Origin of the sequence: Intestinimonas sp., assembly GCF_026169115.1 — a bacterium.
In the GTDB taxonomy this organism is placed as follows: domain Bacteria; phylum Bacillota; class Clostridia; order Oscillospirales; family Oscillospiraceae; genus Intestinimonas.
On the sequence record NZ_JAPFEA010000082.1, the window covers coordinates 1 to 17,191 of the forward strand.

The window sequence follows — 17,191 nt, forward strand, 5'->3', positions numbered from 1 at the left end:
ACCCTCACCATGGCCCAGTTCATCACCATCCTGGGCCGGGGCTTCTACGGCCCGGAGGTACAGGCCGAGCTGGATAAAGGGAACGCTTCCCCCTGGTACGCCCCCGCCCAGGCCGTCGGAACGGCCCACGGCCTGTTTGCCGGCACGAGGGCCGGCATGGAGGAACCGGTCTCCCGCTATGACATGGCCGCAGTCATGACCAACATCCTCCGGGACAAGGGCTTCGCCCTGCCCACCCAGGGGGAAATGGCCGAGACTCAGGGGGAGATCGGCGACTTTGCCACCATTCCCGCCCATTATCAGGACGCCGTGACCGCCGTCTTCTCCCTGGACATCATCACCGGTACCGATGAGAAAGGCACCTTCGCCGGGGACCGCTCCGTGGACCGGGCCCAGGCCGCCGTCCTCTATGGCCGGCTGAAAGGGGTGCTCAGCGGCGGCAGTCAGACCCCCGCCGGGCCGGAGCAGCCGGTGGAGTCAGAACAGCCCGTTGCACCCGAGACGCCCGCCGCTCCCAGCAACGTGGTGGGCACCATCAGCTCCACCCCCGTCACCCTCAGTCTGGACACCCACAAGCCCATCGTGGACTATTGGAGCGAGCAGAGCGACGAGATCAAGAGCCTGGCAGACAAGGACGCATTTAATGCGGCGGTGGATACGCTGGTTCATTCTGATATTATCCTCCATGAAGGCAATCTTAACGGTGCTGTGAATAAAAACTACAATTATGCTGTTTATTCCAGAGAGCTTACAGATGAACAAGTCACTGTAAATAAAGCTACTGGGAGCCTGTATGCATACGGAGCGCAATTTGGAACGAAGGGAACGACGGAGTTTACCTATTTTACAGCCCGGTTTCTCCCGTCTGACTTGGAGCCCATCTTCGCTCCCATTTTCGCCCAGTTCACCGACGGCATGTCCGACCGGGAAAAGGTGGAGCTCTGCGTCAAAGCGGTGTGTGACCGATTTGACTACGCGACGGTAACAGGGCAAGGTTTTGACTGGACGAATGGCATCACAACCGGAGACTGTGACAACTTTTCCCGGGCTCTCAATGAAATCGTCGGGGCCGCCGGTATCCCCTGTTATCAGGTGAAGGGAGACGTCCGTGATGGCGCTCACGCATGGAACCATGTGCTTATCGACGGGACGTGGTACGCCCTCGACGGCGGGGCCGCCGACGTGGGGCATCCCCTCATCCTGACCATGAGCCAGCACGAGAAACTCTATGGTTACCCCCATTCTATGAATGTTGGTGGAGAAATTGATGTAACTCAGGCCCTCATTGAGACCGCCGAAAAATATCGTTGACAGACAGCAAAAGCAGTGGGCAGAGAGATTCTCTGCCCACTGCTTTTGTGTAAAAACGCCCTGCTACGGCGTCAGGATCAGCTCGCAGCTGCATTCCGGGTAGCGCGCCCCGAGGGCCGCGTTGGCGGCCTCCCACGCCTCCGAGAGGGCGTCCACCCCCAGGCTGCCCGACTCGATCTGGAAATAGACGGCCACCCACAGATGGCGGCCCGTCTTGGTCACGTCGTAAAAGAGGGGGGAAAAGTGATGGGCCTCCAGAATGGGGCGGCAGACCTCCTTGATCTCCTCCATGAGGGCGGGCTCCGGGGAGAAGAGGAAGACCTCCCTCACCGCCCCCCAGAGGACCTTGACGCTCTCGGGCAGCATGAAGACCATCACCAGCACGGCGACGATCTGGTCAAAGTAGGGCATGAGGAAGGCCAGGGCGGTGCCCTCCAGCTTCAAAGAGACAAAAAAGGCCAGGGACATCCCCAGGCTGTATGCGACGTCCAGCTTCCAGCCCAGCAGCTCCGCCGCCACGGTGGGGGAGGAGAGGTTGCGGTTGAGCCGCCGCATCACCAGAAAAATGACGGCGCTGGCGCACCCCAGCACGAACTGGAAGAGGGAGACCTGGGCGTTGTTCACGGCATTGCCCCCGGACAGGGCCGAGTCGATGACGCTGGCGGAGACGCTGACCGTGACGGAGAGCATCATCACGCCCTTGATGATGACGAAGATGGACTCCACCTGGAAGTACCCGTAGGGGTGCTTCTCCGACACGGGCCGGTGGAACAGGGGGGTCAGAAAGAGGAGCAGGGCGATGAAGACCAGCTCGGAGAGGTCGTATACCGCGTCGGTCAGGGCCGACTGGGAGTGGCTGTAAATGGAGAAGATGAACTCGGCCACGGCGAAGGCCAGGCCGGCAAAAAAGGACAGGAGCAGGACTTGCTTTTCTCGTTTTTCCGTCGTCATAACAGGATCCCTCTTAAAAATTGCCGCAGGGAGCGGCGCGTTTGGTGCCGGGACCGCCGTCGGGACGGCCCGGCAGGAAAATGGAAGGCCCCCTGATGCATCCGTCTGCCTGCATCAGGGGGCGGCTGCTGTGGGAGGACCTAACGGTCCTCCTCCCGGCGCTCCTTCCGCTTCTCCAGCCACTTGTCCAGCAGGGTGCCCACGGCGATGCCCATGATGGCGCCGAAGACGAGGCCCAGGAAAAGGTCCTGGACCTTGAAGCCGATGAGCAGCCCGATGACCGCCCCAGGGATGACAAAGATCCAGGTGAAAAAGGGCTTCTTGGCCATCTGGGACTCGTCCTTGACCTTTCCATAGTAGGGGTTGTACGCCTCACGGGGCGCACCCAGCTTTTTCTTCTTTCCCACGGTCTCCGCCCCCTCCTTTTTTCATGATCGTGACACCATCATACCACAGTCCGCCCGGAAAGTCCAATCCCCCCGCCCGGCCAGGCCGGACGGGGGGAAGTCGTTGTACTATTGCCGCCGCTTACAGCCGGCACAGCTCCACAGCGGTCCTGGCGGCCAGACGGGCGTTGTTGAAGACCAGCTGGATGTTGGAATCCAGGCTGTCGCCGCCGGTGATGTCCTTGATCTTGGCCAGCAGGAAGGGGGTGGTCTCCTTGCCGTGGATGCCCTGGGCCTTGGCCTCGGCCACCGCCTCGTCAATGGCCTTGTTGATGACGGCGGGGTCCATGGAGTACTCCTCGGGGATGGGGTTGGTCACCAGCATGCCGCCCTTGAGCCCCATGTCCAGCCCGGCCTTGAAGGCCGCGGCCAGCTCCTCGGGGGTGTCGATCCGGTAGTCCACGGCAAAGCCGCTCTTGCGGGTGTAGAAGGCGGGCAGCTCCTCGGTGCCGTAGCCGATGACGGGCACGCCGTGGGTCTCCAGATACTCCAGGGTGAGGCCCAGGTCCAGGATGGACTTGGCCCCGGCGCACACCACCATTACCTGGGTCTGGGAGAGCTCCTCCAGGTCGGCGGAGATGTCCATGGTGGTCTCGGCCCCACGGTGCACGCCGCCGATGCCGCCGGTGGCGAAGATCTGCACCCCCGCCATGTGGGCGATGATCATGGTGGTGGTGACGGTGGTGGCCCCGTCCTCCCCGCGGGCGCACAGCACCGCCAGGTCCCGGCGGCTGGCCTTGTGGACGGCGGTCCCCTGCTTGCCCAGGTACTCGATCTCCTTCGGGGTGAGGCCGGCCTTCAGGCGGCCGCCCAGGATGGCGATGGTGGCGGGCACGGCCCCGTTTTCCCGGATGATGGCCTCCACCTTCAGCGCGGTCTCCACGTTCTGGGGATAGGGCATGCCGTGGGAGATGATGGTGGACTCCAGGGCCACCACGGGCTTGCCGGCGGCGACGGCGGCGGCCACCTCGGGGGAGACGTCCAGATACTTGTTCAGGCTCATGATAAGACCTCCATTATAAAATCAAAAGTGGATCGGATGGATGGGAAAGGGCGGCCCGTCACAGGGCCATGCGGGCCTTGAGGGCGTCGGCGCTCATGGCGGGGTTGATGGTCTCGCCGCTCTCCATGGCCACGGCCCCGGCGGCCAGGGCGGCCCGGGCGGTGCCCAGAAGGTCGGTCCCCTCCAGATAGGCCCAGGCCACGGCGGCCATGGCGGCGTCCCCGCAGCCGGTGGTGTTGACCATGCTTCCGGGATAACAGGGGACGTGGAAGCGCTCCCTGTGGTCGGCGGCGAAAATGCCGTCCCCGCCCAGGGAGATGAGGACCCGCCGGAGCCCGGTCTCCAGCAGGGCGTCGGCGGCCCGGTCAAGGCTGGCCGCGTCGGTGATGGGGACGCCGGAGAGAAGTTCCGCCTCGATGCGGTTGGGCTTGAGGGTGTGGAGCTTCCCCAGCACCGGGCGGAGCTTTTCCGCCTTGGCGGTGGAGACCGGGTCGGAAAAGAGGGGGACCCGGGCGTGCTCGGCCAGCCAGGCGATGGTCTCGGCGGGGATATTGGTGTCGAACACGATGAGCTGGGCGTTGTCCAGCAGGCCCCGCTGGGCGCTGAGGTAGGCCGGGGTCACATGGGCGTAGATCTCCATGTCGGACACGGCCAGGGCCATGTCCCCCCGCTCATCGTTGAGGAAGAGATAGGTGGAGGTGGTCCCCCCGGGGACCTGGAGGGCGTGGGAGATGTCGATGCCCAGCTCGCCGCAGGAGGCGGCCAGCTTCTGGGCGTACAGGTCGTCGCCGAAGGCGGTGAGCATCCGCACGTCCACCCCCAGAAGGGCCATGTTGTGGGCGATGTTCCGGCCCACGCCGCCCAGGCTCATCCGGACCCGTCCGGGATTGGAGTCCTGGGCCACCAGCTTCCGGTCCGGCTGGCCGCCGATGTCCATGTTCACGCCGCCGATGACCACCGCGTAGGGGGCGGTGCGGACGATGTAGCCCTTGCCCACGATATAGCCCTTTTTCATCAGGTTGGAGATGTGCGCCGCCGCCGAGGAGCGGGTGATCCCCGCCTTGTCGGCCAGCTCCTGCTGGGAGATGAGGGGATTTTCCGCGATCCAGTTGAGGATCTCGCGCTCCCGCTGTGTCATGGCCTCACCTTCTAAACTAATGTTTATAATCTAAGCATATGTTTAGTATATACCCTTTTCCGGCGCTGTCAAGGGGAAATTTCCGCTCCGTGGAACAAAATGGGCCGGACCGCGTCCAAAAGGGTACAGAATCATGAAGGAGGCGAGCCCTATGAAAAGAAATCTGCTTGTGCCCGTGTTGCTGACCCTTGGCCTGCTGGCCGGGTGCGGCGTCCCCGCCGGAGAGGCCGTCACTCCCTCCCCAGCGCCGCCGGAGGAGAGCGCCCCGCCGGCGGACAGCGTGGAGATGACCTGCCGCATCGTGGACGGGGCGGAGGACGGCGTCCTGATGCTGGCGGAGGTTGAAAACGGCCCCTACGACGGCGGCGGGGTCTACTCCTTTGCGGTGGGGGAGACCCCGGTGTGGATCGACGGAGAACGGAAGACCGCCGCCGACCTGACAGACGGCATGCTGGTGACGGTGTGCTGGAACGGCATGGTGGCCGAGAGCTACCCCGCCCAGCTGGGGGAGACCTACTCCCTGCGGGCGGAAAGCGCGGACACCGACGACCACTGCGGGCTCTATCTCCAGGTGCTCTCCGACCTGTGGGACGCCAGCGGCGGCCTCAACGAGGGGGTGGAGGAGCTGGGGGTGGACCTCTCCGGCGTGCCCGGTCTCACCCCGTCGGAGCGGTCCGCCATCGCCTGGGCCTTCGGGCAGGACCACGGCCTTTTCCCCGTGGAGGGCACCCTGGAGGAGCTGCGGGAGCAGGGCTATCTCACCCCCATGGCCGAGCCGGCGGAGGACTATGAGGATTCCCTGGCCTATTACCAGTGGGAGAAGGGCTGTCACTTCTCCATCGACGTGGACGAGGACGGGGCCCAGAGCCTGCCCATGGGCGCCGAGGGGGAGGAGCCGCCGGAGCTGGTGGCCTTTGACGCCCGGAAGTGGCGCTCCGGCCTGGGGGCCTACTTCTTTGACGACTGCACCGCCCAGCGGGGCGAGGACGGGACCTGGACCTATACCGTGGGGGCGGAGATGATCTCCTGAGCCCGCATCAAAGAAATTCCTCCTGCGAACATGCGCCAGCATAGGGATGCGGACCGGCCCGCCAGGGCGGCACCGATACGGAACAAAGAGGACCCCCCGGCATAGCCGGGGGGTCCTGCCGCATTTATGATACCGTTGGTTCTGCATATCGCGCACAAAAGCGCATCAGCATGGCCGCGGACTGCGCGCGGGTGGCCGGGCCCTGGGGGGAGAGGGTGGCGGTTGTGATGCCGCCGATGATACCCTGCTCCACGCACCAGGCCATGGCCTGCTGTGCGTAAGAGCTGACGGTGCCGGCGTCGGTATAGCCGCTCATACCGGCGGAGGCGCTGGGGCTGCCCGCATAGCGCCACAGCATGGTGGCCAGCTGCTCACGGGACAGGTCCTGTTCCATGTTGGCGCCATCGGAGATGCCGTTCTCCATGGCCCACTGCTGTCCGGCCTCATACCAGGTGCTTCCGGTGGTGGTGTCCACACCCGCAAAGCGAGCCAGGACGGTGACAAACATGGCCCGGTTCATGGCCATGTCGGGGGCGAAGGTGGTGGCACTGGTGCCTGCGAACAATTCCCGGCTGCTGGCGAAGGCCACGGCTTCCGCGCCCCAGTAATGGTCAGCCACATCGTCAAAGTCCTTGCTGTTATCCACAATTTTCATGGTGTAGCCGTCAGACAGGGTCACGGCCACGCCGTTTTCGGTGGTGAGGCTGGTCTTGATGACCTCCTCGGTGCCGTCGGCCTTGACGATGACGGCCACGGTGCCAGGGGTGACGTTCGCCACAGGAATCTCCACCTTGGCGGCGGCGCCGCCGGGCAGATTCACGGTGACGATGGGGGCGGACTCCCGGTCGGTGGTGACGGGTACCTCCGGCATGGGCAGGGCCACGGCCTCGCCCTTCTTCTGCGCGGTCTCTACGGCAGACTGGGACAGGGTGGTCTCGCTGACCACCTGGCCTCTGTCGTCCACTTCGGTAACGGAGCCGGAGCCGTCCTTGTTGTCCACGGTGATCTTGCTGGAGCCGTCGGTATGCTCCACCACTTCGGTCTTGTTGCCCGCCGTGTCGGTGGTGGTAGTGGTCACGGTGCCGTCCTTCTTGGTCTCCACCACCTCCTTGGAGCCATCCGGGAACTTGGTGGTTTCCGTGACGGTGCCGGTGGTCTGATTGGTGACGGTTGTGGTTGTGGAGCCGTCGGAGTTCCCAGTGGTCCCGGTAGTGGTGCTGGAGGAGTCGTCGGAATCGTCAGAATCGTCAGAGCCGCCGGAGCTGCTGCCCCCGCCGCTGGGCGGGAGAGGAGCGGAGGCGGTCCACAGCACAATGTCACCCGAGAGGGACTCGTAGTTCTGGGCGTCATCCGGGGTGAAGACCCATTCATAGGCGGTGTTGGCGGCCACCGGGGTGGTGTCCGGCAGCTTCCACCTTACGGTACCGGGCACGCTGAACGCCGCCGTCAGCTTGGCGTCTGCCAGCGTTTTACCTGCTGCTGTCATGGTTTGATAGGTGGGCCGACCAGTGGGTACGGCCCGGTCCACCACGATCTCCGCAGACCCGGTGACGGCGACATAGGCGGCGCTGTCATCCGGCGTGAAGGTCCACAGGGCGTTATGGGAGCCCGCGCCGAACAAGGTGTCCGGTGCATCCCAGGTAAACCGGCCAGTCACAGTCTTTCCGCCCAGGTCCTTCATATTGCCCGAAAGGGCGATGGCGGACAGGGGCTGGCCATAGGTCAGGCGGCTGGGGGTCAGGGTCGGTTCACCCTGGGGCGACTGCCTGTTCCCCGCAGAGACCTGGATGACGGCGTCCGAGAGGGTGAAGTTATCCGTCGCAATTTGAATGGTGACCGTGCCGACAGGCCCCTCCTGACCCGACACAGCCTGAATCGGCAGCGTCAGGACCCCATCCTGCACAGCCGCGCCGTTTGTATAATAGCTGCCCAGCGCAACTTTGCCCAGGGTATAGGTCACGCGGCCAAAGTCCTGCCCGTCGGGCAGGGCGGGCAGCAGCTGGGGCAGGTCGTAGGAATAAACCGCCTGCAGGCCGTTGGTCACCAGCATGGAGCCGGACTTGGGGGTTCCTGTTCCCTTGCGGATGGTCTGCCCGGTCAGGTGGAAGACGTTATTCTGCAGCGCGTAATTCTGCGCGGCTTTGCCCATCAGGGATACCGTCACCGTGACCGACTTGTTGTCTCCCGCATTGGGGTCGTCAAACTCGCCGGACACAGTGTAATCCCGATTGATGTTCAGCGTGGTCTGGGTGTTGTCAAAGGTAACGCTCTGTACCACGGCGCTCGTGCCGCCGTCGTAGGTTTTGTCTGCGATGGCGGCGTTCTTGACCGTTAAGGGCGCCGGCATGATCGTAAATGGAACGCTCTTTGCGCCCGTGTAGGAGGAGCCGTTTGCCGCGGTGACGGTCACCGTCGCACTGCCCGCATCCGTATTGTCGGATGCAGTAACCGTATAATCCGTATCCTTTTTGAGTGTGCTGCCGTTCAGCGTAACCGTCACTTCCGGGAGGATCGGCTGGCCGGTATAGACATACGTTCCGTTTACTTTGACATCCGCCTTGCTCAGATCGGTGTCGCCGGTATCGCCGCCCGTCACCTCCAGGGTGGTGGAGAAGGTGATCGGCTGTCCACTGACGGTAAACTTCGCCGGAATGGTGCATTCAATGATATACTGACCCGGCGCGATACGGTCAAATTCTTCGCCCTGTCCCGTACCCAGTATGGACAGGGCTTCATAATCACCATAATCTGCAAACTCCAGCTGGGCAAGGTTACCAGTGGTCGTATAGGAATAGCCCGTCTCCGCATCTTCCTGACGCGAAGCGGAATCACCGTCCACCTTCAGATCCATCGGGATTCCGGATAAAATCCCGCCATCAGCAGCCGGTTTATAGTTCACATCCACCTGGATCTCCGCGCCGTGGTTATTTGGATCGAGAGGCTGTGGAGTTTGGAAGCTGGCGCTCTCCACCTTGGTCTCCTGTTTCGGGCCGTCCTGCACCGCCCAATTTCCCGACGTGTCCCGGACGAGCTTGTAATTCGGCTGGGCGCTGTGAGGGATCAGGGTGAAGCTATTTTCATTGGACTGGACCGCGCTGATATAGGTGTGACCGGTTTGCGGTGGCTTTTGAGAAGCATTGTTAAGAATTCCGCCGATACCGATCTGCGCTGTCCCGCTCACCGCGCCGTCGATTGACCATGTCTGACTCTGGCCCAGCACCACTGTGCCGCCGCCGGTGAAGTTGCCCGTGGCGACGGCATCACCGAAACTGACAAGGCTCAGCTCCGCGCCAGAAGCAACGGTCACATTGGCGTTGGCGATGTCTCCGTTCGGCTGCAGTTTTCCCGCCTGTACCGTAAGATGGGCGATATTACTTACATTTAGATTGGAATTGAGATATTCACCGCCAGTATATATCACATTTGCGTTTGTGCTGCCACCAGTTTCGCCGTCGACTGTGGATACAACGTTGTCATACAGGCTAATATTCACTTCGTCACTGGCTCTGTATTTTCCGGCATCTGCTGTGGGTGGATTGGGCTCAAACTCACCTGGGTTTATCGTCAGATCTGGAACCCACGTCTGTATTGCGCCACAGGCGTAAACCTTGCCCATTTTTCCGGTGGCAGAAGAATCGATAATAATTGTAGCTGGGTTATCAAATATATTGGGCTGGGCTTGATTCTGGCTGTCAAGACTAGCCAGACTGCCAGCATAAACATTGCCAAGCGAGGTGCTGCCCTGAATCATGATTTTTCCATGTGTACCAGACGGAGCACCACTCACCGCAGAGGGGCCAGTCAAACCACCACAAAACAGATGCACCTGTCGTGCGCTGCTTTGGCCAGTGATATTCTGTGTGCGAGTGACATCCTTTAATGTGAGCGTATATCCGTTCGCCATGATTGCATTTCTGATTCTGTTTTCAAATCCAAACTGGACACCATCAAAGGTAACATCTGCGCCCAGAAGAATACCTTTGGCGCGCATCTGGATCCAGCCGCCCCGGATGGTCACGGCCTTATCGATCACCCAAGGCTTAGAGTCATTTGGATCAGTTACATCATTGACAAAGGCTTTTCCACTCAGTTGCAGTGTATCGCCATCCTGAATATTCTCTTTCTGAAAAAACTCACGCAGGTCTGCACCATCTGAAACGGTGTGTATCTTCCCGCCGCCCGCCGCGAAGGCGGTCCCAGGCAGCAGACCCAGGAGCATGATAACGCTCATGATCCACGCGAATACTCTTTGCTTCATCAGCATTCTCCTTTGTTTTCTATGTGGGTGCAACCCTGAACAAATAGGATGAAATATCATCCTGCAAACTCGGCTGACTGTCCACAGCCGCCGGTTACCAGCCACGCCACATCCAGTTCCACCGCTTGAAGCTGCACGTCTGGCTTCACCTTTTCCCCGTGGAAGTCGCTGCCGGCGGTGACGGACAGGCCGCAGTTTTCCGCCAGCTTGAGGTAAAAGGCGGTCTGTTCGGCGCTGTGCTTTGGGTAGTAGCACTCAAGACCGTCCAGACCCCATCCCCGCAGCTGGGACACCAGCTCTGTCAGCCGCATGTCGTCATAGCCCAGCTGGTACGGGTGGGCCAGCACCGCTTTTCCGCCGGCGGCGTGGATGGCCTGTATACACGCGGCTGCCGAAGGCTTGCACTCTTTCACGTTCTCCTGATACTCCTGGGTATCCAAAAAGCGGGAAAATACCTCCTGCGTGGTGGAGGCGTAGCCGTGGCGGACGATCACTTGGGCAAAGTGAGGACGGCCCACGGCGGCGTTCCCGGCCTGTCGCTCCACCTCTTCCAGAGGAATATGGACCCCCTTTTTCCGCAAAAAGTCCATTGTCCTGTGCTTTCGCTCCTCCCGCTCCTGCCGCATTTTCTGACAAAGCTCGCTTAGCGGCGTGTGCCCTGTCTGGACGTTCAGGCCCAGGATGTGGAGATGCCGGTCCTCCGCAGCGCTCAGTTCCACGCCGGGGATGACCCGGACCCCCAGTTTTTCCCCTGCCGCCATGGCCTCCGGCAGGCCGCGCAGGGTATCGTGGTCTGTGACAGCCACATATTTCAGCCCCGCGTCCCTCGCCAGCTCCACCAGCTCCGCCGGAGAATACTGACCGTCGGAGGCCGTGGTGTGGGTGTGCAAATCAACGAGATGTTTCATGTATGTATCTCAAAATACCCCCTTTATTACTGAAAATGTTTGAAAATCCATTTTTATACAGCTTCTTTGGTCACTTTTTTCGCGTATGATGTACTGTACACTCCAAATGTGTATCATATCGGCGGCAGTCTGTCAAGAGGGGTGATGTAAAAAGTGCCATAGGCGGAGCGTCACCGGGACAAGGATTCCATAAAATGTTCCTTGTTCTCCTTTGCGGTGGTCGTGGGTCTCCCCAGATCCGCCCTTGCACCGATTCCGCATACGGCTTCGATCAGCTTATACTCTTTTCACTTCCAACATACTCTTCTTTCATATGAATCCGCTTTGCATACGTCAGATCGTCTACGTTATCTACCTCTGTCCACTGATATTGCTGGATGTCCATAGCCAGAAGTTCAAAGTTATTCTCAAAAATCATCTGTACCAGAGCGTCTTCGTACCAGTGATTGTACAATCCGCTGTCCACCATTTCACACAGCTTCTCACAAAGACGTTTGGCTGAACAGCCATCCAGCTTCGTCACACCGGCATATTCGCCGCTGTATGTGCTCAGTTCCTTACTCATCACCACTACCCTACCGTTGTCCGCCTGCACATTGTAGTCTCCATTTTTCAGCACAGAGCTGTCCATTAGCACATAGGGCCTGTCTGTTGGACGGGTAACCACTTCCGCAAGCAATTCACGAGACATGACAATATCCCCGTTAAGTATGGTCACTTCGCCCTCCAGATAGGTCCTTGCAAACCACAGGGAAGCGATAGAGTTTGTCACCTCGAAGAAGGGGTTATGTATCCAGGACACATTTCCGCTGATCGCAGCCTCCACCCGCTGCCGCTGAAAGCCAGTCACCACTACGATTCTGGCCGCCTTGTCCAGATGATGAAGAAGACCAACCATTCTGCTCAATATTGTCTCCGACTGGTCCAGTGAGAAGAGCGTTTTGGGGTGCCTGAGTGTAATAGGGTTCAGCCGGGTTCCCGCTCCGGCTGCGAGAATGATGTACGTCATAAAAAATCTCCAGCCCTTTCTTTTCTTCTACCACAGAAGCAGACCCAGCCGCTTCAATACGGTTTTCGGTGGAAAATGCAGCTCGATCCCGTATTTTTTTGCGCTTTCGATTACATTTACTCCAGTTGCTTCCAATGGCATCCTGGCTTGGTACGGATGATTGCAACGCTCCGTGCCGCACCCGTTTTTGCACAGCTTGCATGACCCGCCAATGAAGGAGAGCGCCATAGGAAAGTCGTGGTCCCACAGTACCTTTTCCAGTTTCAGCAGCGCCTGATGCAAATCATTGGTGGAGCGTGCCCGAATTTCTGAAAAGTTATTTTCGTCAAAAGGCAGGCTAATCAGAGCAAACGCCCCCCTGCCGTATTCCAGCATCATACGTTGATAGTCGATCTTAGGCGTCCTGGGAGGGCAGTGCCAGTTACGGTCATAATTCTTACAGTAAAAGCAGCTCATAGTCACTCTGGTTTCAAATACAAGCTCTGCTGGTGACATGGCAGTCAGAACAATTTCCGGATACTGCTCCGCAATCGCCTGCTGTAAAACAGTCAGATTCAATTCTTCGCTCATCGGTAACAGTATCCTCCATCAATGTTGACGACAGACCCGTTCATATAGGTATTGTTTAGTATGGAACAGCACAGCTCTGCCACTTCCTCTGCCCTGGCAAAGCGGTGCAGAGCAATTTTGCTCTCAATGGATTCACGAATTTCCGTTGGTTTTTTCTTCTGCCAGTCGGTTTCTACAAAGCCTGGACAGACGCAGTTGATTCGAACCGCCTGCATCTCAAACTCTTTGACCAGACTTCGGGTTAGGTAGTGGACTCCCGCCTTGCTCACCCCGTAGGGGATAGACATGGCATGTGGATATTGTCCCATTACAGCGCCCACAAAAAGCACGCACCCCTGCGCCCGCATCCGCGGGGCGCACCGTTGGGTGAGGAAAAGTGGGGCGGTCAGATTGGTTCGCATCACTGCCTCCCAGCGCTCTACGCTGAGCTCTTCCAGCCGCCCCCGGGCGGTCTGTGCTGCATTGAGGATCAGATAATCCAAGTTATCGAAGGGGGGCAGAAGCCCATCAACAAGGACGTCGTGCCCTCCTGGCAGGGAGAGATCCGCCTGGATGATCTGGAACCGCCCCCCAAAGCCCTCGCGCCGCAGTTCTTCCTCTAGGTTGCTGGCAGATTGAGTATCCTGCCGGTAGTGAAAGGCGACCGCACAGCCCTGCCGCAGCAGAGCCAGACCGAGCGCACGTCCGATTCCCCGGGTCGAGCCAGTAATCAGTGCTGTTTTCATCTGTTTTTCTCCTCCTGCAGCGTGTGCTCCAGTTGTTCCACAATGTGCTCAGGCGTCTGCGTCCCATCGTTTTGGATCGTGATGTCCGGGTGCTGGGGCTCGTCAAAGGGCAGGTCTACACCAACCACATTTTTTCCTGTGGTATACAGCCCTTTCTGGTTGCGCTGGAGCAGGGTTTCACGACTGACCCTGATGTAGATTTCCCTGTAATTGGGGATATTGTCCCGGTTCCATTCCCGTGCCTCACTGTTCATAGAGATGGAGCAGCATACCACATCAATGCCCTGTTCGGCCAGCATCTGGCACACCCGGAACAGACGGAAGGCCCCCCGCGTGCGGTCTTCGTTGCTGTATCCGATGTCCTCACAGAACACAGGACGAATCTGATCCCCATCCAGCAGCACCACATCGTTTTTGACCGCCTTCAGCCGCCGGTAGAACAGCCCGCCGATGGTGGTCTTGCCCGCACCGGCCAGACCGGTGAAAAAATATACAGTTCCTTGTTTCATCCTGTTTTCTCCATCAATGGTAGAGCGGCTGTTCCAGCAGCGCCGGGTCCAGTTTCAGCGGGGTCATCAGCCGCAGGGGCTCGCCCGATTTGTTGACCAGCGTCTTGATCTTCCGCATCCTGTGGACCGCGTCGCTGCGGAGCGTTCGGATGTGCTCCACCTCTTCACGGCTGATCTGTGCAATGGTCTCGTCGGTCAGATCCCGGGCAAGCTCATCCCCTTGGGCCCGGCGGTACTGGCTCGCCTCTTCATAGCTTTTTTCGAGCCATCCGTCGATCTCCTTGGTGTGCTCCAGCTGCTCCTCCAGCCAGGCGTCGTCCGCCGTCTCCCCGCGATAATACTGGAAGTCGTACCCATAGGCCCGGTAGGCATCCTGGAAGAAGTACTCGATCAGCGCCCGCTCCCCGTCGCCCGCATACTGGTCGTAGGTTTCGTACACCTTTACCGGGTCAAACCCCAGCGTCTTTCCATAGCAGCCGGTGGCGTCCTTCATGGTCTCGGTGTAGGGCAGGTCCAGGAACTCCGCCAGGGCGGTAAAGGTGGCCCTGGGATTCAGCTTGCCGTCCTCAAAGCGGACCAGCACGCTGTCGTGGTACAGCCGGTCTTCCGGGTCCACCCAGAAGCTCCGGTTCAGCAGGCGGATGAGGAGAAAGTCGGCCAGGCCCTGCTCCTGATTTTCCTCCCTTCGGTAGTTCACTGCAAAGCGCACGGTGGCCGCGTGGCTGGTGGTGGGCCGCCGCATGGGGGTAAAGGTCTTGATGTACTTGAAGCCCTTCAAAAAGGAGGCGTTTCGGAGCTCGTCATATTCCTCGGAGGAGAGGGTAAAGACGCCCGTTTTGTCAGAGCCCTCCAGACCAAAAATCATGTTGTAGAAGTGGGGCTGGAAGAAGAGGGCGGGGGCGATCCGGGCCGCCGGGTCCAGGCCGCCGTTTTCCAGCATGTATTTGAGGAAGACCGCCACCAGAAAGTCCTTGTCCGTGGGCCGCCCCAGGGCGTTGAGCTGCCGCTCAATGTCCGTGTCGTACCGCTTTTCCCCCTCCCACTGTCTCCGGCTCTCCCCCACCAGTTCTTCCTTGATGTCCTCAAACATCATGGTGTCAAAGGCCAGCAGATTGGGGTGCTGGAAGAAGATCTCGTTGAAGAAGTCGCCGCCGTTGTGGGTGGCCAGCTGGGTGTGCCAGATGAGCCGGGTCACCTCCCGGATGCCCACCGGCTTCACCGGGTACTGGCTGTAATCCAGGCCGAAGCGGGCCTTGAAGTCGATAGGGTACTGTGCCACCTCGTCCTCCATGAGAAAAACGAGCTTTTCGTCCTTGAGCAGCTCTTTCAGCTTGAGACATTGGAGGTGGGCGCAGAATATCGGCCAGCTGGTGTAATGGAGATAGATATGGTTCTCCCGGCCCACCCACTCGCTTTTGCGCACGTTGTCGTTCAAATATTCCAGCTGATACTGGGAGTAAACATCCTTTGCCAGGATGGGATTTTCCAAATTCTGAAAAAAGCATCGGTCAATCACCGGATCGTTGAAGTTCACATAGTCCCCGAAGCGGTTCTCCTCCGGGTAGTAGGGCAGATAGCCCGCGTCGTCAAAGGGGAAGAACAGAAGGGGCAGGTCCTCAAAGGCGGGGAAGTCCCGCCGGAACAGATAGGGGTACTGGGCAAGGCGCTTGCAGTTGGCCTCGTACCGCTTTTGCAGGTCCTTCACGTTGGGGAAATAAAAGGCCTGGGCGAGCAGGTCCAGCAGCTCCCCCTGGTACAGCCCCCGGTTGAACAGGGACACAAAGGTCTGGTAGGGCAGGGTGTGGTCCTCCGCCTGGGACACAAAGAGGAACATGGCCGCCTCCAGCTCCTCCGCCGGCTCCAGCCCTCCCTCGTGCAGGGCCAGGATATAGCCCTTCTGGGCCTCGGTTTTCTGGCCCACCTCCGCCAGGCGGCGGGCCGTTTCCATCAGTTCCATGGCGCATCTCCTCTCAAAAAGCGGACGGCGGGGGCCGGGCGCTTGCCCGGCCCCCGCCGTTCTGGGTTCTCTGTGTGAAATCGCTTGAGGAGTGCTTACTGCATCAGCTGCAGGATACCCTGGGGCACCTGATTGGCCTGGGCCAGCATGGCCTGGGCGGACTGGACCAGGATGTTGTTCTTGGTGTAGGCCATCATCTCCTCGGCCACGTCGGTGTCGCGGATGGTGGACTCGGCGTCCTGGATGTTCTCGGTCATGACGGACAGGTTATTCTGGGTGTGCTCCAGGCGGTTCTGGACAGCGCCCAGCTTGCCACGCAGAGCGGAAATCTTGTTGATCCCGGCACTTGCCGCAGCAACAGTGGCTTTACCATCACTTCCACCGCGCAGATTGGCCAGCAGCTTCTGCGCCTTGCTGGCGGTGCTGACATCATAGAAGTTAGCAGATCCGGTAGTGGCAGTCTTCAGAAGGCCCTTCAAATCAAGCTTGCCCTTCGAGCCGACGACCTTGGAGAGATCCAGCTGGTCGGCGGCGGCGGTGGTGTCGCCGATCTGCAGCTTGAAGGCAGAGAGGTTGTTCGAGCCAGCAGCAAACAGCTTCTTGCCGTTGAAGTTGGCGGTGTCGGCGATGCGGGAGATCTCGTCCTTCAGGGCGGTGACCTCGTCCTGGAGGGCCTTGCGGTCCACGTCGTTGTCGTAGGTGCCGTTGGCGGACTGCTCGGCCAGGTAGACCATGCGGTTCATCATGTCCTGGACTTCCTGGAGGGCGCCTTCAGAGGTCTTCACCATGGAGATGCCGTCTTTGACGTTCTTCTGGGCGGCGTTCAGGCCGGTGATCTGGGCCCGCATCTTCTCGGAGATGGCCAGACCGGCGGCGTCGTCGCCGGCGCGGTTGATCTTGTAGCCGGAGGAGAGCTTCTCCAGGTTCTTGGACAGGGCGCTGTTGTTGCCGGACAGGTTACGGTAGGCATTCATAGCCATAATATTGTGTTGGATCCTCATTCTAATTGCTTCCTTTCAATGTAAAATGATTTTGCCGGGGGCGGCTGTGCTGCGCGTCGATCTCCATATCTTCGCGCATTGGCCTGGCGCGTTCCGGTCCGGACTCCGTGGCCTTTGTCATCCGGGCCTTTCCTGCGCGTTTCTATTTATTTCAACCGGTTCGCGAGACCGGGTGAAACCATAAAGAATAATATAAAAATAATATTGTGCTGAGTGGACAGCCCGAAGGCTTCGGGTGCGTCCGCCGCCGCAGGGCGGCGGAGTGGCCCTCTGTTTTTCCCACCTGGCGGCTTTGCGGGAGTGGGGGCCCAACGGGCACGGGCGGTTGCCCATGGGTCAGCAATACTCAGACCCGCCGAAAGGCCGTAAAAGGCG

14 protein-coding genes are annotated in these 17,191 nt (G+C 59.9%); 2 read left to right on the top strand and 12 right to left on the bottom strand.

The window, feature by feature from the left end:
* A partial coding sequence (locus tag Q0Y09_RS07485; RefSeq protein WP_297719905.1) for a transglutaminase domain-containing protein occupies positions 1-1,311 on the top strand: 1,311 nt, incomplete at its 5' end.
* Between the two features lie 63 nt (positions 1,312-1,374).
* Here Q0Y09_RS07485 and Q0Y09_RS07490 read toward each other — a convergent pair.
* From Q0Y09_RS07490 to Q0Y09_RS07505, 4 genes are all read right to left on the bottom strand, one after another.
* Entirely contained in the window at positions 1,375-2,262 is an 888-nt protein-coding gene (locus Q0Y09_RS07490) for a cation transporter (protein ID WP_297719907.1), read from the bottom strand.
* Positions 2,263-2,402: 140 nt separating this feature from the next.
* Positions 2,403-2,669, bottom strand: a complete 267-nt coding sequence (locus Q0Y09_RS07495) for a hypothetical protein (RefSeq protein WP_297719909.1) — start codon at positions 2,667-2,669, stop codon at positions 2,403-2,405.
* A 121-nt stretch (positions 2,670-2,790) separates the two neighbouring features.
* Entirely contained in the window at positions 2,791-3,711 is a 921-nt protein-coding gene (locus tag Q0Y09_RS07500) for a pseudouridine-5'-phosphate glycosidase (RefSeq protein ID WP_297719911.1), read from the bottom strand.
* A gap of 58 nt (positions 3,712-3,769) precedes the next feature.
* A complete protein-coding gene (locus tag Q0Y09_RS07505) occupies positions 3,770-4,849 on the bottom strand; it encodes a PfkB family carbohydrate kinase (RefSeq protein WP_297719913.1) in 1,080 nt (359 codons plus the stop codon).
* 151 nt (positions 4,850-5,000) lie between these two features.
* Between Q0Y09_RS07505 and Q0Y09_RS07510 the strand changes: the two genes are divergently transcribed.
* Positions 5,001-5,879 (top strand): hypothetical protein, encoded by an 879-nt coding sequence (locus Q0Y09_RS07510; protein ID WP_297719915.1) that lies wholly within the window; start codon positions 5,001-5,003, stop codon positions 5,877-5,879.
* 124 nt (positions 5,880-6,003) lie between these two features.
* Here the strand turns inward: Q0Y09_RS07510 and Q0Y09_RS07515 are convergent, their stop codons facing one another.
* The 8 genes from Q0Y09_RS07515 to Q0Y09_RS07550 all read right to left on the bottom strand — a co-directional run bounded on the left by Q0Y09_RS07515 (position 6,004) and on the right by Q0Y09_RS07550 (position 16,816).
* Positions 6,004-9,186: an S-layer homology domain-containing protein gene (locus Q0Y09_RS07515; protein WP_297719917.1), complete on the bottom strand. Its 3,183-nt coding sequence runs from the start codon at positions 9,184-9,186 to the stop codon at positions 6,004-6,006.
* A 1,007-nt stretch (positions 9,187-10,193) separates the two neighbouring features.
* A complete protein-coding gene (locus Q0Y09_RS07520; protein WP_297719919.1) occupies positions 10,194-11,045 on the bottom strand; it encodes a PHP domain-containing protein in 852 nt (283 codons plus the stop codon).
* Between the two features lie 271 nt (positions 11,046-11,316).
* Positions 11,317-12,054 (bottom strand): NTP transferase domain-containing protein, encoded by a 738-nt coding sequence (locus Q0Y09_RS07525; RefSeq protein ID WP_297719921.1) that lies wholly within the window; start codon positions 12,052-12,054, stop codon positions 11,317-11,319.
* Positions 12,055-12,081: 27 nt separating this feature from the next.
* Complete coding sequence (locus Q0Y09_RS07530; RefSeq protein WP_297719923.1) at positions 12,082-12,624, bottom strand: DUF2284 domain-containing protein; 543 nt, start codon at positions 12,622-12,624, stop codon at positions 12,082-12,084.
* Positions 12,621-13,349, bottom strand: coding sequence for an SDR family NAD(P)-dependent oxidoreductase (locus tag Q0Y09_RS07535; protein WP_297719925.1), 729 nt, complete (start codon positions 13,347-13,349; stop codon positions 12,621-12,623). Before Q0Y09_RS07535 ends, Q0Y09_RS07530 begins: the two co-directional genes overlap by 4 nt.
* A complete protein-coding gene (locus Q0Y09_RS07540) occupies positions 13,346-13,858 on the bottom strand; it encodes an adenylyl-sulfate kinase (RefSeq protein WP_297719927.1) in 513 nt (170 codons plus the stop codon). Before Q0Y09_RS07540 ends, Q0Y09_RS07535 begins: the two co-directional genes overlap by 4 nt.
* A 13-nt stretch (positions 13,859-13,871) precedes the next feature.
* Entirely contained in the window at positions 13,872-15,815 is a 1,944-nt protein-coding gene (locus Q0Y09_RS07545) for a hypothetical protein (protein ID WP_297719929.1), read from the bottom strand.
* A gap of 95 nt (positions 15,816-15,910) precedes the next feature.
* Positions 15,911-16,816: a flagellin gene (locus Q0Y09_RS07550; protein WP_297719931.1), complete on the bottom strand. Its 906-nt coding sequence runs from the start codon at positions 16,814-16,816 to the stop codon at positions 15,911-15,913.
* Between the last annotated feature and the right edge of the window lie 375 nt (positions 16,817-17,191).

Coding starts and splice junctions, on each gene's coding strand:
- Q0Y09_RS07490 (WP_297719907.1), bottom strand. CDS start 2,262: ATGACGACGGAAAAACGAGAAAAGCAAGTCCTGCTCCTGTCCTTTTTT.
- Q0Y09_RS07500 (WP_297719911.1), bottom strand. CDS start 3,711: ATGAGCCTGAACAAGTATCTGGACGTCTCCCCCGAGGTGGCCGCCGCC.
- Q0Y09_RS07505 (WP_297719913.1), bottom strand. CDS start 4,849: ATGACACAGCGGGAGCGCGAGATCCTCAACTGGATCGCGGAAAATCCC.
- Q0Y09_RS07510 (WP_297719915.1), top strand. CDS start 5,001: ATGAAAAGAAATCTGCTTGTGCCCGTGTTGCTGACCCTTGGCCTGCTG.
- Q0Y09_RS07520 (WP_297719919.1), bottom strand. CDS start 11,045: ATGAAACATCTCGTTGATTTGCACACCCACACCACGGCCTCCGACGGT.
- Q0Y09_RS07525 (WP_297719921.1), bottom strand. CDS start 12,054: ATGACGTACATCATTCTCGCAGCCGGAGCGGGAACCCGGCTGAACCCT.
- Q0Y09_RS07530 (WP_297719923.1), bottom strand. CDS start 12,624: ATGAGCGAAGAATTGAATCTGACTGTTTTACAGCAGGCGATTGCGGAG.
- Q0Y09_RS07535 (WP_297719925.1), bottom strand. CDS start 13,349: ATGAAAACAGCACTGATTACTGGCTCGACCCGGGGAATCGGACGTGCG.
- Q0Y09_RS07540 (WP_297719927.1), bottom strand. CDS start 13,858: ATGAAACAAGGAACTGTATATTTTTTCACCGGTCTGGCCGGTGCGGGC.
- Q0Y09_RS07545 (WP_297719929.1), bottom strand. CDS start 15,815: ATGGAACTGATGGAAACGGCCCGCCGCCTGGCGGAGGTGGGCCAGAAA.
- Q0Y09_RS07550 (WP_297719931.1), bottom strand. CDS start 16,816: ATGAGGATCCAACACAATATTATGGCTATGAATGCCTACCGTAACCTG.